This is a genomic window from Rhizobium sp. BK098, assembly GCF_014193155.1.
In the GTDB taxonomy this organism is placed as follows: Bacteria; Pseudomonadota; Alphaproteobacteria; order Rhizobiales; family Rhizobiaceae; genus Rhizobium.
Map to the genome: position 1 here is coordinate 338391 of NZ_JACHYY010000001.1, position 13222 is coordinate 351612.

The window sequence follows — 13222 nt, forward strand, 5'->3', positions numbered from 1 at the left end:
TGTCTCCCATCAGCAGAATTGAAGGATTCAGCCCATTTTTCAGGCATATTTCGCTTTTCAAACAGGAAAAGTCGCGCTAAAAGACGCGTGCTCTACAACTTGCGAAAGAAGGAGGCTCAGATGGATATCTTGTTTATGATGCTGCGCCTCGGTGCCGTGAACCCACGGATTTGAAGAGCGCTACAAGGCGCATATTCGCAAGTATCCCCCTTCTTTAAGTCATTGCGCGGCCACTATGGCCTCGTCGTTTTACCGCCCGGCCACCATATGAATCTGCGATCTTTCAGCGCAGTGGGTGGTCGAAGGGTCGAGTCTTTGGAGCATTTCCATGTTTAGCTGGTTCGAACGCCGACTAAATCCATTTCCGAGCGAGGTGCCGGATACGCCGCCGCGTGGCCTCTTCGCCTTCTGCTGGCATTATTCCAAGCCGGCCCTGCCTTGGCTGATCGCCATGAGCATTCTCACCATGTCGATCGCGATTGGCGAGGTGGCGTTGTTCCAGTTCCTCGGCGATATCGTCGACTGGCTGACGCATGCGGATAAGGCGACTTTCCTGCAGACGGAATGGCACAAGCTGTTCTGGATGGGGGCGATGGTGCTGATCGGCTTGCCGGCTGCGGCGATCCTCGACAGCTTCATCATGCACCAGGTGCTGCTCGGCAACTATCCGATGATCGCGCGTTGGCAGATGCACCGCTTCCTGCTGCGCCACAGCATGACCTTTTTTGCCAATGAGTTCGCAGGCCGCGTCGCCACCAAGGTGATGCAGACCTCGCTTGCCGTGCGCGAAACGGTCATGAAAATCCTCGATGTCTTCGTCTACGTCGTCACCTATTTCCTGTCGATGATCCTCGTCATCGCGGCTGCCGACTGGCGGCTGATGATTCCGATCCTGGTCTGGCTTGGCGTCTATGTCGCCATCGTCGCCTATTTCGTGCCGGTGCTGCGCAAGATCGCCGCGCAGCAGGCCGACGCGCGCTCGATGATGACGGGCCGCGTGGTCGACAGCTACACCAACATCGCCACGGTGAAGCTGTTCTCGCATGCCGGCCGCGAAGAGACCTATGCCAGGGCCGGCATGGAGGAATTCCTCGATACCGTGCACAAGCAGATGCGCAAGGTGACGCTGTTCCACGCCTCGGTCTATTTCAACAACTGCGCGGCGTTGTTCATCGTCTCGGCTCTGTCGATCTGGTTCTGGCTCAGCGGCTCGATCTCTGTCGGCTCCATCGCCATCGCCATCGGCCTTGCGATGCGCGTCAACGGCATGTCGCAATGGGTGATGTGGGAAGTTTCGGCGCTCTTCGAAAACATCGGCACCGTCTATGACGGCATGGAGATGATGACGAAGCCGCACGATATCGTCGACAAGCCCGCGGCATCGCCGATCATGGCCAAGCAGGGCGCGATCCGCTTCGACCACATTCGCTTCCATTACGGCAAGGCGAAGGGTGTCATGGAGGATCTGACCCTCGATATCCGCGCGGGCGAAAAGGTCGGCCTTGTCGGCCGTTCCGGCGCCGGCAAGACGACGCTGATGAACCTGCTGCTGCGCTTCTACGATCTGGAGGGCGGTCGCATTACCATCGACGGCCACGATATCGCGGGTGTGACGCAGGACAGCCTTCGCTCGATGATCGGTGTGGTGACGCAGGACACCTCGCTGCTGCACCGTTCCATCCGCGACAATATCGCCTACGGCCGTCCGGACGCCACCGATGAGGACATCATCCAGGCGGCCAAGCGCGCCAATGCCTGGGACTTCATCGAAGGTCTGGTGGATATGCATGGCCGCACCGGGCTCGACGCTCAGGTCGGAGAGCGGGGTGTGAAACTGTCAGGCGGCCAGCGGCAGCGTATCGCCATCGCCCGCGTCTTCCTGAAGGACGCGCCGATCCTGGTGCTCGACGAGGCAACCTCGGCGCTCGATTCCGAAGTGGAAGCGGCGATCCAGGAAAACCTCTTCGCGCTGATGCATGGCAAGACGGTGATCGCCATCGCCCACCGCCTGTCGACGCTGACTGAGATGGACCGCCTCGTCGTTCTCGACAAGGGCCGGATCATCGAGATGGGCACGCATCAGGCGCTGGTCCAGCAGGGCGGCATTTATGCCGAACTCTGGAGCCGGCAGTCGGGTGGCTTCCTCGCCGACCATGAAGAGGTCGAGACGGCGGCACAATAATGAGACGGACGACTGGGGCGCCAAGGTGCCCCAGTTGTTGTTTTCCTGAGTGCCTATTTTTCAGAAATTCAAAACGTAACAAAGAAGTCTGGAAACGATGTTGCGGGCTAGCGGCTCGCCAGAGCGAGTTGCGCCGCGAGCAATCCGAACGCAGTTGCGAAGCTTCGCCGCATCCATGATTGCACCGTTTGATTCGAGACGATATGGCGGCGCAGGTGAGCTGCGAATACGCCATAGGCTGCGAAAATGAAGAAGGTGAGCGCCATGAAGACCAGGCTGAGCTTCAGCATCAACATGATCGGGCTTGTCTGATCCGGCGTCACGAATTGAGGCAGGAAGGCGAAGAAAAAGATCGACAATTTGGGATTGAGCAAATTGATCAGGATTGCCGAGCCAATCATCTGTCGCGTGCTCTTGTCGGTCGGTGCGCCGTCAATGCGCAAAATACCCTTTTCCAAAAACATCGACCAAGCCATGTAGAGCAGATAGGCCACTCCCAGCCATTTGAGCGCTTGAAACGCCACGGCGCTGGTGTGCAGGAGTGCGGCGAGGCCGCTTATCGCCGCAAGCAAATGCGGGATGATGCCAAGCGTGCAGCCGAATGCGGCGACCACACTCGCCCTCGTGCCGCCAGACAATCCGGCGGCAAGCGTGTAGATCGCGCCCGTGCCGGGAGAGGCAACGATAATGAAGGTCGTGATCAGAAACTCGATGTTCATGCGACAGCCCCCACGGAGGAGGGGAATATCGGCGGTAAGGCCTGAGTCGAGATGCCTGTTTCGGCGGCTGATCCACGCGAGGTGTCCTGATGGACTCTCGGGGAAGCTTTCTCGACGACGTGAGCCGTCGCCGTACGATTTCGCGCGGTGAAATATCCGACTGTTAGGTTTGTCGCGGGCAAGGTGTCGAGCAACCACGGATGCTGTCGATACATGGCGTCGGCTTGGGTAGCGTGCATGACTCTCACTCGATAATCGCTTGCGGCAATATCGAGGCATCGCGTTTTCCGGTCTTGAATGAAATTGCAGTTCAACCGGCATTTTGCGCTCGACGCTCAATGCGTCGCTCACGACCGTTGGCAACTTGACCGGTCGATCCCGGCTCCGTTTTACAGTTCTTGTAGGGTTGCAGGGAATATGGCGTTCACTGATAAATCGCGGACGAAATTCGGTCTGCGTTCAGGTGAGGAAGGAGAGGTTGAGATCGGAATTTCGAGGAATTTTCATTGTTTTTGTTGCTGTGCGGTATTGTGCTGATCGCTTATTTTGCGTCGCGCCAGAGAAAAACGCTGCGGAATTCCCTAGTTTTTCATGTGCTTAACTTCTCTCCGTGGAGAAGGGGAAGATTGAGCTCCAGCCTTGCGACGCATTAACGCAGTTTTGCCGCGACATTGTGCCCTGACCCCTTGCCAAGACTGGACATAATTTGCGATCAAGCTTAGAACGCAGCGGGTTACGGAGGAATCTATGGCGGAATTATGGTCGCATTGATTCGCCGTTAGTGAGAGGGGTACCGCGGTTTTTGCCGTGGTTTGCGGGAAGAGGATGTGCAGCTTTGAGCGAGCATAGTACGACAGTTGAGTCCACCGGCGAACCTACTCGCCGCGATTTCCTTTATTTGACGACAGGTATGGCCGGTGCGGTGGGTGCAGTTGCCGTCGCATGGCCGTTTATCGACCAGATGCGGCCCGACGCATCGACACTCGCTCTTGCATCCATCGAAGTCGATGTGTCGAGCCTTGAGCCCGGCATGTCCCTGACGGTGAAATGGCGCGGTAAGCCCGTCTTCATCCGTAACCGCACGCAGAAAGAAATCGACGATGCCAAGGGCACGCAGCTTTCGGACCTGAAAGATCCGGTCGCTCGCAACGCCAATCTACCGTCCGATGCACAGGCAACCGACGTTGCCCGTTCGGCCGGCGAGGGCAAGGAAAACTGGCTCGTCATGATCGGCGTCTGCACTCATCTCGGCTGCATTCCTCTCGGTCAAGCGGGCGAATATGGCGGGTGGTTCTGTCCCTGCCATGGCTCGGTCTACGACACCGCCGGCCGCATACGCCACGGGCCTGCGCCGATGAATCTTGCGATTCCGCAATATGCGTTCACGTCGGAAAAGAAGATCAAGGTCGGTTGAGGGGGAGCTGAATCATGAGTGGTCATTCGTCTTACGAGCCATCCACAGGGCTCGAAAAATGGGTCGACGCGCGGCTTCCGCTGCCACGTATGGTCTATGATAGTTTCATCGCCTATCCGGTTCCGCGCAACCTGAACTATGCCTATACGTTCGGCGCCATGCTGGCGGTCATGCTGGTCCTGCAGATCCTGACCGGCGTCGTGCTGGCCATGCACTATGCGGCCAATACGGCGATCGCCTTCAATTCGGTCGAAAAGATCGTCCGCGACGTCAATCACGGCTGGCTGTTGCGCTATATGCACGCCAACGGCGCATCTTTCTTCTTCGTGGCCGTCTACCTGCACATTGCCCGCGGCCTCTACTACGGCTCCTACAAGGCGCCGCGCGAAATCCTCTGGATTCTCGGCGTGATCATCTACCTCCTGATGATGGCAACCGCCTTCATGGGCTACGTTCTGCCCTGGGGCCAGATGTCCTTCTGGGGTGCGACCGTCATCACCGGCTTCTTCTCGGCCTTTCCATGGGTCGGCGACTGGATCCAGACCTTCCTGCTCGGCGGCTTTGCCGTCGATGATCCGACGCTCAACCGCTTCTTCTCGCTGCACTATCTGCTGCCGTTCATGATTGCAGGTGTCGTCATCCTGCATATCTGGGCGCTGCATGTGACCGGCCAGACGAACCCGACCGGCGTCGAAGTCAAGCTGAAGACCGACACTGTTGCCTTCACGCCCTACGCGACGTTGAAGGATGCGCTTGGCGTTTCCGTCTTCCTGCTGGTCTTCGCCTATTTCGTCTTCTACCTGCCGAACTTCCTCGGTCATGCCGATAACTATATTCCGGCCAACCCGCTGAAGACGCCGGCTCACATCGTTCCGGAATGGTACTTCCTGCCGTTCTACGCGATGCTGCGCTCGATCACCTTCAACATCGGCCCGATCGACTCTAAGCTCGGCGGCGTTCTGACGATGTTCGGCGCCATCATCGTGCTGTTCTTCCTGCCCTGGCTCGATACGTCGAAGATCCGCTCGGCTGTCTATCGCCCGTGGTACAAGCTGTTCTTCTGGCTGTTCATCGCCGATGCCATCCTGCTCGGCTGGCTGGGCTCGCAGCCCGCGGAAGGCATCTACACCACGGCTGCGCAGTTTGCGACGCTGTTCTACTTCCTCTTCTTCCTCGTCATCATGCCGGTTCTCGGCATTGTCGAGACACCGAGGCGCATTCCAAATTCGATTACGGAAGCGGTTCTTGAGAAACAAGGCGGTAAAGTTGCCGCTTCGGTTCAAGTATAACCGGCGATAGAGGAAGAAAACGATGAAAAAACTTGTTGTCGGCCTTCTATCCCTGACGCTCATCGGAGGCCTTTCGACCGCCGCCGTGATCGCTGCGGAAACGAAGCCTGCCGCAGAAGCAGAGACGCCGCACTATCCGCTGAAGGAGCCGCGCGAGCAGCATTGGACCTTCTCCGGCCCATTCGGCTATTACGATAAGGCGCAGCTGCAGCGTGGCCTCAAGGTCTATACGGAAGTCTGTTCCGCCTGCCATTCGATGAAGCTGGTGGCTTACCGCACGCTGGAAGACCTCGGCTATACGGAAGCACAGGTGAAGGCCTTTGCCGCCAATTACGAAGTGCAGGACGGCCCGAACCCTCAGGGTGAGATGTTCACCCGCAAGGCGCTTCCGTCTGACCATTTCAACTCGCCGTTCCCGAACGACGAGGCTGCCGCTGCCTCTAACAACGGCGCCGTGCCGCCCGATATGTCGCTGCTTGCCAAGGCACGCGAAATCGAGCGCGGCTTCCCGCAGTTCATCTTCGATATCTTCACGCAGTATCAGGAAGGTGGACCGGACTATATCTACTCGCTGCTGACCGGCTACGAAGAGCCGCCGGCCGGTTTTAAGGTGCCGCAAAACTCGCACTACAATCCGTATTTCGATGCGGCCGCGACCTTTGCGATGCCGAAGCCGCTTTCGGATGGTCAGGTGACCTACGACGACGGTTCGCCGCAGACGGTGGATCAATACGCTCGCGACGTATCTGCCTTCCTGATGTGGACATCCGAGCCGCATTTGGAAGATCGCAAGCACCTCGGCTTCATGGTCATGGTGTTCCTGCTGATCTTCTCAATCTTGATTTATCTCACCAAGCGTTCCGTCTATGCCAAGGCCGGCGCTCACTGAGCATCGCACAATGATCGAGAAAAGGCGGCCCGGCGAGGCCGCCTTTTTTGTTGGTATAGCGCCCTGGTATTGATAGGGTGCAGCCGGCCCTATCACAGCCTGAGAGACTATATTTGATGAACACTATTGCTTCGGAGCTTGCCGCCAGCATCCGCTCCATTCCGGACTATCCCAAGCCCGGCATCATCTTCCGCGACATCACGACGATGCTTGGCGATGCCAGAGCATTCCGCCGTGCCGTCGATGCGCTGGTACAGCCTTACGCCGGCACGAAGATCGACAAGGTTGCCGGTATGGAAGCACGCGGCTTCATTCTCGGGGGCGCGGTGGCGCACCAGCTGTCGTCCGGCTTCGTGCCGATCCGCAAGAAGGGCAAGCTGCCGCACGACATCGTCCGCATCGCCTACAGCCTGGAATATGGTGTCGACGAAATGGAGATGCACCGTGATGCGGTCAATCCGGGTGAGAGGGTCATTCTCGTCGACGATCTGATCGCGACTGGCGGCACCGCCGTCGGCGCGACGAAGCTTCTGCGCCAGATCGGTGCCGAAGTGGTTGCCGCCTGCTTTGTCATCGACCTGCCTGATCTTGGCGGCCGCAGGAAGCTCGAGGAGCTTGACGTGCCGGTACATACGCTGGTGGAATTCGCCGGTCACTAAATGGCCGAAAGGACTGTTGGGGCCGCTCCGAACGGCCCCGCAGCTCGCTATTCAAAAGCCAGAACGCTGCTTTCGAAGCGCAGGGCGGGAGCGCCGTCCTGGTTCACTCCATCGCAGGCGAGCGTATAGAGCGTCCAGCCAGCGCGCGAGGCCAATGGGCGGCTGTCAAGGATCGTGACGCCATAGCTGATCGTATCACCGGCGAAGACGGGCCGCAGCCATTGCAGGTTTTTGAAGCCAGGCGAGGGGCCGAGGACGGGCGGCGTCTTGCCTTCGGCAATCAACCGGGCCTGTTCGGACTTCCAAAAATCGACGAAGCTGCGCATCCACATAGAGCAGCTATGCCAGCCGGAAGCGCAGAGACCGCCGAACAGGGAGTGCTTGGCCGCTTCCGCATCCATATGGAAGATCTGTGGATCGAAGCGCGAGGCAAAGTGCACGATGCCTTCAGGCGTAAACGTATGGCTGCCGATATCGATGCGTTCGCCGACGGCATAGAGTTCGTTCATCTTCATGCCGAAACCTCCGAGACGCTGCGCATGCGGATCATGACCGCGTTCTCTCCGAGGCAGACCAGTTCGCCGCGTTGGTTTTCGACCTCATGGCGGAACCTGACGATGCCGATACCCGGACGGGAGCGCATGGGACGGGCCTCGACGACGATCGATCGGCCCGACAGGGTATCATCAGCCAGAACCGGCTTCTTCCACTCCATAAAATCGATGCCCGGCGCGCCTTGCGCATCGGTGGCAAGGAGATAGGAATCGCACATCATGCGCATGAACACCGCCGAGGTGTGCCAGCCGGAAGCGGCAAGGCCGCCGAGAATGCTGGCGCGGCCCGCTTCCTCATCCAGATGCATCGGCTGCGGATCGAATTCCCTGGCGAATTCGATGATCTCCCCCGCCGTTACATGTTTCGGGCCGAGCGGAAATTCTCGCCCCGGCTGGAAGTCTTCGTAGACGAATTTCGTCATGTCTTCTCTCCTCCTCCACGTCTCGTTTATCGGCAAATCGCATGGCCGGCCGTGGTGGCGCAAGCATTTTCACGGTCAATATAAGGAAGGGACGACGATGACTGTCTATTGGCCGCCGACAGCCCTTGATTGTATGCCGGCGATATGTTGAGGCTTGGGTCGTGGCAAGATGGTATGAGAGCTAGAATGAGCGAACTCAAAGTCGCACTGGAAGAAGCAGCAGGCGCGGGGATCATTTCCTCCGGTCAGGCCGAGAGATTGCTGCCCTATCTGGCGGACAAGAACATCGGTGCGTTGCCGACCGGACAGGGTCTCTCGGCACCGCGTTTTCCGGATGATCCCAACCCTCTGGAAGATACGGAAGCGCCGCGTTTCGTGCGAGGCTTTCACGATGTGCTCATCACCATCGGTCTCGTCGTTCTGCTCATCGGGCTATGGGGGCTTGCGAACCGCTATGCGCCCTTGCTGGCAATCGTCATCCTGGCCGAGATCCTGGTGCGCCGACAGCGGCTGGCGCTTCCGGCCGTGGTCTTGACCGTCGCGCTTGTTGTCTGGGTTTTCTACATGGTGGTCAGCTATGTGAGTTCCACACCGACGCTGAGCGATAATTTTACGATCGGCGCAATCGTCCTGGTGGCGCCATTCCCGCTGTCGCTGGCCTTGTTTTACTGGCGCTACCGCGTGCCGCTGTCGCTGGCCTTGTTCCTGTTTTCACTGTTCGGCCTGTTTCTCGCCGCGGTCTTCTATGTCGCCGGCACAGTAGCTGGCTCTTCGAATGTGCCGACGGATTACCCCATCCAGACGATGATGATCTTGCTGGTGACTGCTCTTGGCAGTTTTGCGTTGGCAATGCGTTATGATCTCAGCGATCCGCAGAGGGTTACGCGCCGTTCCGACGTGGCCTTCTGGCTGCATCTCGCAACGGCGCCGGCTCTGCTTTATTCGACGATCCTCTTGGCCCTGCGCCTCGAGCTCGCCAGCAGCGGCATCGTCTTCACCAATCTCACCGATGCCCTCTTCGGGGGCTATCTGCAGGCGGTGACCGTCCTCGTGGCGGTGCTGGTGATGATGCTGATTGGGCTTATCATCGATCGCCGCGCTTTCGTGACCGCCGGCCTCGTATCGCTGGGCTTGGCGACGGCAGCCATCCTCAGGCACAACAATGCCGGGCTCGACAAGGTCGGCTTCCTGGTGCTGATGATTGTAGGTCTGGTCGTCCTCGTGATCGGCATCGGCTGGGCCGATCTGCGCCGCCTTATCGTGCGGCGCCTGCCCGCCGGCATGCAAGCGAGATTGCCGGCGCTGAGATAGAGCTTTTCCGCTTTTTCCCCGAATCGCGAAAACGCTCTATCCTTTTGTTTTAACGCAATTCCGGACGGAAAACCGCTTCGCACTTTTCCTGAAATTGCTTAGGCGCCGGCATCCGAAAAGCGATCAGGTGTTGAAGCGGAAGTGAATGACGTCGCCGTCCTGGACGACATATTCCTTGCCTTCGTCGCGTGCCTTGCCGGCTTCCTTCGCGCCGGTTTCGCCGTTGTAGGCGATATAATCGTCATAGGCGATCGTGTTGGCGCGGATGAAGCCGCGTTCGAAATCCGAATGGATCACGCCGGCCGCCTGCGGCGCCTTCGTGCCCTGTTCGATCGTCCAGGCACGCGTCTCCTTCGGGCCTACGGTGAAGTAGGTAATGAGGTGCAGGAGCTTGTAGCCGGCACGGATCAGACGGTCGAGGCCGGCTTCATCGAGGCCGAGCGCGGAGAGGAATTCCTTCGCTTCTTCGTCGGGCAGCTGCGCCACTTCCGCCTCGATGGCTGCGGAGATGATGACGACTTCCGAATTCTGCTCCTTGGCCATGGCAGCGACGGCGGCCGTGTGCTCGTTGCCGGTTGCGGCATCGCCTTCGGCGACGTTGCAGACGTAGAGCACCGGGTGCGAGGTCAGAAGGTTCAGGCTTTTGAGGATGCGGATCTCTTCGGCGTCGAGTTTCGACAGCAGCGTGCGCACCGGCTTGCCTTCCTGAAGCAGCTTCAGCGAGGCTTCCATGATCGGCAGCATCGCCATGGATTCCTTGTCCTTGCCGGTAGCGCGCTTGCGCGTCTGCTCGGTGCGGCGCTCAAGGCTCTCAAGATCGGCGAGCATCAGCTCGGTCTCGATCGTCTCGGCATCGGCGACCGGATTGATGCGGCCTTCGACGTGGGTGATGTCGCTGTCTTCGAAGCAGCGCAGCACATGCACGATGGCATCGACTTCGCGGATATTGGCAAGGAACTGGTTGCCGAGGCCTTCCCCCTTCGAGGCGCCACGGACGAGACCTGCAATATCAACGAAGGAGATGCGCGTCGGGATCAGTTCCTTCGACTTGGCGATGTCGGCAAGCTTACGCATGCGTGGATCGGGAACCGCGACTTCACCCGTGTTCGGCTCGATCGTGCAGAACGGATAATTCGCCGCCTGCGCCGCCGCCGTCTTGGTCAGCGCGTTGAACAGAGTGGACTTGCCGACATTCGGCAGCCCGACGATACCGCATTTGAAACCCATGGCACCTTGTCCATATCTTGAAAATCTTTGCAGTGCCTATGGGGGAAGGGCCGTTGCGGGTCAAGTCTTGTGCGGAAGCTGAGCCGATTTTCTGCTGAAAGCTGGGCTTCCGGGTGGATGCTGGCGGCATTGTCCCCTGACGCAACTGTCCTTGAAGGATGTGGTGCGCTGCACTATAATCCTCTCATTAGCCCAAAACCCTTTCCCCTGTCGTCAACGGTGATGCCGATGAGTGACAATGATGTTGTCCTGAAACCGAAGACCAAAACGAAGCCGAAGGTCGAACGGCCGAAGCTCTACAAGATCATTCTCGTGAACGACGATTATACGCCGCGCGAATTCGTCATCATGGTGCTGAAGGCCGTCTTCCGCATGAGCGAGGAGGCCGGCTATCGCGTCATGATGACCGCGCATAAGCTCGGTACTTGCGTGGTCATGGTCTGCGCGCGGGATGTCGCCGAGACGAAGGCGCAAGAGGCGGTCGATCTTGCTAAAAGCGCTGGATTCCCGCTGATGTTCACGACAGAGCCGGAAGAATAGGATTGGCCGTTCTCACCGCGCGGGCCGGCGGATATGGAAGCCGGTCTTATCCTGCTTAAAGCCGCAATTGGCGTAGAAACGCAACGTTGCCGGGTTCTTCGAGCCGGTCAGCAGCATGACCTTGTAGCAGTTCTTTTCCCAGGCAGTTGCGAATGCCGCACGGATGACTGCGCCGGCAAGGCCGCGCTGACGGTAATCGGCGTGGGTTACCACGTTCTCGATCAAAGCATAGGGCGTACCGCCGCGCGTGAGATTGGGAATGACGACCAGCGTCACGGACGAGACGGCCCTGTCGCCGTCAAAGGCGGCGAGGATCGTCATGCCGGGATGAGTGAGGATTTCTGCGAGGCGGCTTTGCGCCAGTTGCAGATCCAGCACCGGGTCTTCCGTGTTCAGATGCCGATAAAGCGCAAGCAGCGTCGGAAGGTCCGCCATTGCGACCGAGCGGATGGGGAGATTTGCGGCGTCTGCGACTGCTGGCTGCGGCACCTCAATCGTCCTTCTTGCCGAACATCCTCTTCAGCATTTCCGCCATAGGCCCGGTTTCCGGAACCTTTGGCTTGATCTGATTGCGCGCCTGATGAATGTGGGACTTGGCGGGCGCTTTCTTTTCCTGCTTCGGCGCGTCTTCTTCCGGCTTGCCGCCGAGGGCAAGCGCGATCTTGTTCATCAGCTGCGAATCCTCGCCGCGCACCAGCATGTCGGCATTGTCGGCGAGCGCATCGAACAACGGGTCCAGCCAGTCCTTGTCCACTTTGGCGAAATCGCCGAGAACGTGGTTATGCACCAATTCCTTGGCACCGGGATGGCCAATGCCGAGCCGCAGACGGCGATATTCCTTGCCGCAATGAGCGTCGATGGATTTGATGCCGTTATGGCCGCCATGGCCCCCGCCCGTCTTCAGCCGGGCCTTGCCGGCCGGCAGGTCCAGTTCATCGTAGATGACAACGAGATCGGACGGCTGGAGCTTGTAGAAGCGCATGGCTTCGCCGACGGCTTCGCCGGAGAGGTTCATGAAGGTTTGCGGCTTGATGAGCAGGACCTTCTGGCCGCCGAGTTCGCCTTCGGCTATCTCCGCCTTGAATTTCTTCGACCAGGGCGAAAAGCTGTGGCGACGATAGATCGCATCCACGGCCATGAAGCCGATATTGTGGCGGTTGCCTTGATACTTCGCGCCCGGATTGCCGAGGCCCGCGATGAGAAGCATGCGCTTCATCCCTTGGAAAATACCGATGCCCTTCACCACAGCGATTTGACGGCAAAGTCAAGGCGGCATGCGGTCAGTCGTCAAGGTGCAGGCCGTACTTCAGGAAAATCTGCCGCTGCGTGCCGTTTGCGATCAGCATGTCGAGCGCCGTCTGCATTCTGCCTTGGAGTTCGGCAGGAAAATCCTTCTGGCATGCAATGCCCATGGGCTGCTGGGAAAGGATCGTCACTTTCTCGACGGCATTGCCTTCCTTGCGCAGCTTGTCGAAATAAAATTCCGAGATCGGCATCAAGTCGATACGATCGCTCATCAGCTTCTTCAGGGTAGCTTTGAAATCGCTGCCGATGTCGATGCGCGGGAAATTATTCCGGCGCAGGATCGCTTCCGTATAGTCTTCGCGCCATGTGCCGACGATATATTTCTTGGCTTCGGCGATGGTCGTTGCGGCAACGTTGGAGCCGCTATGCTTGATTAGAACGTTGCGATCGATCAGCAGCGGCTGTATCCATTTAAAGAGCTTGTCGCGCTCCTCATTATGCGCGGTGACGAACACGCAGGTCATCGGCTCCGCCAGAGCCTGATTGTAGGCTCTCGCCCACGGCATGACATCGATCGTATAGTCGACCCCAATATCGGCCATAAGCTTTTGTATCTGCTCGGTGGCTGCGCCGACGGGCGTCTTGCCTTCACGATAGTTGAAGGGTGGATATTCCTCGGTGGTGAAATGAATGCTTTCGGCGTGGGCCGGAAAGAGACATGAAAACGAAAGCAGGCTGATGGCGATTATGAACAGCAGCCCTCGCATCCGG

At 58.7% G+C, this 13222-nt stretch carries 14 protein-coding genes; 7 read left to right on the forward strand and 7 right to left on the reverse strand.

Translation table 11 applies throughout. From position 1 onward, the window contains the following. Positions 1 to 328: 328 nt before the first annotated feature. Entirely contained in the window at positions 329 to 2182 is a 1854-nt protein-coding gene (locus FHT73_RS01630; protein WP_112604900.1) for an ABC transporter ATP-binding protein, read from the forward strand. Between the two features lie 107 nt (positions 2183 to 2289). Here the strand turns inward: FHT73_RS01630 and FHT73_RS01635 are convergent, their stop codons facing one another. Then, positions 2290 to 2901, reverse strand: coding sequence for a LysE family translocator (locus FHT73_RS01635; RefSeq protein ID WP_112604903.1), 612 nt, complete (start codon positions 2899 to 2901; stop codon positions 2290 to 2292). An 835-nt stretch (positions 2902 to 3736) separates the two neighbouring features. On the opposite strand from FHT73_RS01635, the gene petA reads away from it, so the two are divergent. The 4 genes from petA (at position 3737) to FHT73_RS01655 (ending at position 7152) form a co-directional block, all read left to right on the forward strand. Beyond that, complete coding sequence (gene petA, locus FHT73_RS01640) at positions 3737 to 4315, forward strand: ubiquinol-cytochrome c reductase iron-sulfur subunit (protein ID WP_112413579.1); 579 nt, start codon at positions 3737 to 3739, stop codon at positions 4313 to 4315. Positions 4316 to 4329: 14 nt separating this feature from the next. Beyond that, positions 4330 to 5604: a cytochrome b N-terminal domain-containing protein gene (locus tag FHT73_RS01645; RefSeq protein WP_112604906.1), complete on the forward strand. Its 1275-nt coding sequence runs from the start codon at positions 4330 to 4332 to the stop codon at positions 5602 to 5604. A 22-nt stretch (positions 5605 to 5626) separates the two neighbouring features. Then, positions 5627 to 6493, forward strand: a complete 867-nt coding sequence (locus tag FHT73_RS01650) for a cytochrome c1 (protein ID WP_112334311.1) — start codon at positions 5627 to 5629, stop codon at positions 6491 to 6493. Positions 6494 to 6609: 116 nt separating this feature from the next. Continuing rightward, a complete protein-coding gene (locus FHT73_RS01655; RefSeq protein ID WP_112334312.1) occupies positions 6610 to 7152 on the forward strand; it encodes an adenine phosphoribosyltransferase in 543 nt (180 codons plus the stop codon). 47 nt (positions 7153 to 7199) lie between these two features. On the opposite strand, the gene FHT73_RS01660 is transcribed toward FHT73_RS01655, so the two are convergent. Together FHT73_RS01660 and FHT73_RS01665 are read right to left on the reverse strand one after the other, a co-directional pair. Next, complete coding sequence (locus tag FHT73_RS01660) at positions 7200 to 7667, reverse strand: MaoC family dehydratase (RefSeq protein WP_112604909.1); 468 nt, start codon at positions 7665 to 7667, stop codon at positions 7200 to 7202. Beyond that, positions 7664 to 8128 carry a MaoC family dehydratase gene (locus FHT73_RS01665; protein WP_112399086.1) on the reverse strand — a complete coding sequence of 155 codons (465 nt, stop codon included), beginning with the start codon at positions 8126 to 8128 and terminating at the stop codon, positions 7664 to 7666. Before FHT73_RS01665 ends, FHT73_RS01660 begins: the two co-directional genes overlap by 4 nt. A 186-nt stretch (positions 8129 to 8314) precedes the next feature. Here FHT73_RS01665 and FHT73_RS01670 point away from each other — a divergent pair, with 186 nt between their 5' ends. Beyond that, the gene (locus FHT73_RS01670; RefSeq protein WP_183709469.1) at positions 8315 to 9439 is read left to right on the forward strand and encodes a hypothetical protein; all 1125 of its coding nucleotides are present in this window, start codon (positions 8315 to 8317) and stop codon (positions 9437 to 9439) included. A 123-nt stretch (positions 9440 to 9562) separates the two neighbouring features. Here FHT73_RS01670 and ychF read toward each other — a convergent pair whose 3' ends face one another. Next, a complete protein-coding gene (gene ychF / locus FHT73_RS01675; RefSeq protein ID WP_069612665.1) occupies positions 9563 to 10666 on the reverse strand; it encodes a redox-regulated ATPase YchF in 1104 nt (367 codons plus the stop codon). Between the two features lie 228 nt (positions 10667 to 10894). On the opposite strand from ychF, the gene clpS reads away from it, so the two are divergent. After that, entirely contained in the window at positions 10895 to 11206 is a 312-nt protein-coding gene (gene clpS, locus FHT73_RS01680; RefSeq protein ID WP_183709471.1) for an ATP-dependent Clp protease adapter ClpS, read from the forward strand. A 12-nt stretch (positions 11207 to 11218) separates the two neighbouring features. Here clpS and FHT73_RS01685 read toward each other — a convergent pair whose 3' ends face one another. The 3 genes from FHT73_RS01685 to FHT73_RS01695 all read right to left on the reverse strand — a co-directional run bounded on the left by FHT73_RS01685 (position 11219) and on the right by FHT73_RS01695 (position 13218). Then, positions 11219 to 11641, reverse strand: coding sequence for a GNAT family N-acetyltransferase (locus tag FHT73_RS01685; RefSeq protein WP_183710123.1), 423 nt, complete (start codon positions 11639 to 11641; stop codon positions 11219 to 11221). Between the two features lie 55 nt (positions 11642 to 11696). Further along, the gene (pth, locus tag FHT73_RS01690) at positions 11697 to 12413 is read right to left on the reverse strand and encodes an aminoacyl-tRNA hydrolase (RefSeq protein WP_183709472.1); all 717 of its coding nucleotides are present in this window, start codon (positions 12411 to 12413) and stop codon (positions 11697 to 11699) included. Positions 12414 to 12486: 73 nt separating this feature from the next. Further along, positions 12487 to 13218, reverse strand: a complete 732-nt coding sequence (locus FHT73_RS01695) for a transporter substrate-binding domain-containing protein (protein WP_183709474.1) — start codon at positions 13216 to 13218, stop codon at positions 12487 to 12489. Positions 13219 to 13222: the final 4 nt, after the last annotated feature.

Coding starts and splice junctions, on each gene's coding strand:
- clpS (WP_183709471.1), top strand. CDS start 10,895: ATGAGTGACAATGATGTTGTCCTGAAACCGAAGACCAAAACGAAGCCG.
- FHT73_RS01645 (WP_112604906.1), top strand. CDS start 4,330: ATGAGTGGTCATTCGTCTTACGAGCCATCCACAGGGCTCGAAAAATGG.
- FHT73_RS01665 (WP_112399086.1), bottom strand. CDS start 8,128: ATGACGAAATTCGTCTACGAAGACTTCCAGCCGGGGCGAGAATTTCCG.
- FHT73_RS01660 (WP_112604909.1), bottom strand. CDS start 7,667: ATGAAGATGAACGAACTCTATGCCGTCGGCGAACGCATCGATATCGGC.
- ychF (WP_069612665.1), bottom strand. CDS start 10,666: ATGGGTTTCAAATGCGGTATCGTCGGGCTGCCGAATGTCGGCAAGTCC.
- FHT73_RS01685 (WP_183710123.1), bottom strand. CDS start 11,641: ATGGCGGACCTTCCGACGCTGCTTGCGCTTTATCGGCATCTGAACACG.
- FHT73_RS01655 (WP_112334312.1), top strand. CDS start 6,610: ATGAACACTATTGCTTCGGAGCTTGCCGCCAGCATCCGCTCCATTCCG.
- pth (WP_183709472.1), bottom strand. CDS start 12,413: ATGCTTCTCATCGCGGGCCTCGGCAATCCGGGCGCGAAGTATCAAGGC.
- FHT73_RS01695 (WP_183709474.1), bottom strand. CDS start 13,218: ATGCGAGGGCTGCTGTTCATAATCGCCATCAGCCTGCTTTCGTTTTCA.
- FHT73_RS01670 (WP_183709469.1), top strand. CDS start 8,315: ATGAGCGAACTCAAAGTCGCACTGGAAGAAGCAGCAGGCGCGGGGATC.
- FHT73_RS01630 (WP_112604900.1), top strand. CDS start 329: ATGTTTAGCTGGTTCGAACGCCGACTAAATCCATTTCCGAGCGAGGTG.
- FHT73_RS01635 (WP_112604903.1), bottom strand. CDS start 2,901: ATGAACATCGAGTTTCTGATCACGACCTTCATTATCGTTGCCTCTCCC.
- FHT73_RS01650 (WP_112334311.1), top strand. CDS start 5,627: ATGAAAAAACTTGTTGTCGGCCTTCTATCCCTGACGCTCATCGGAGGC.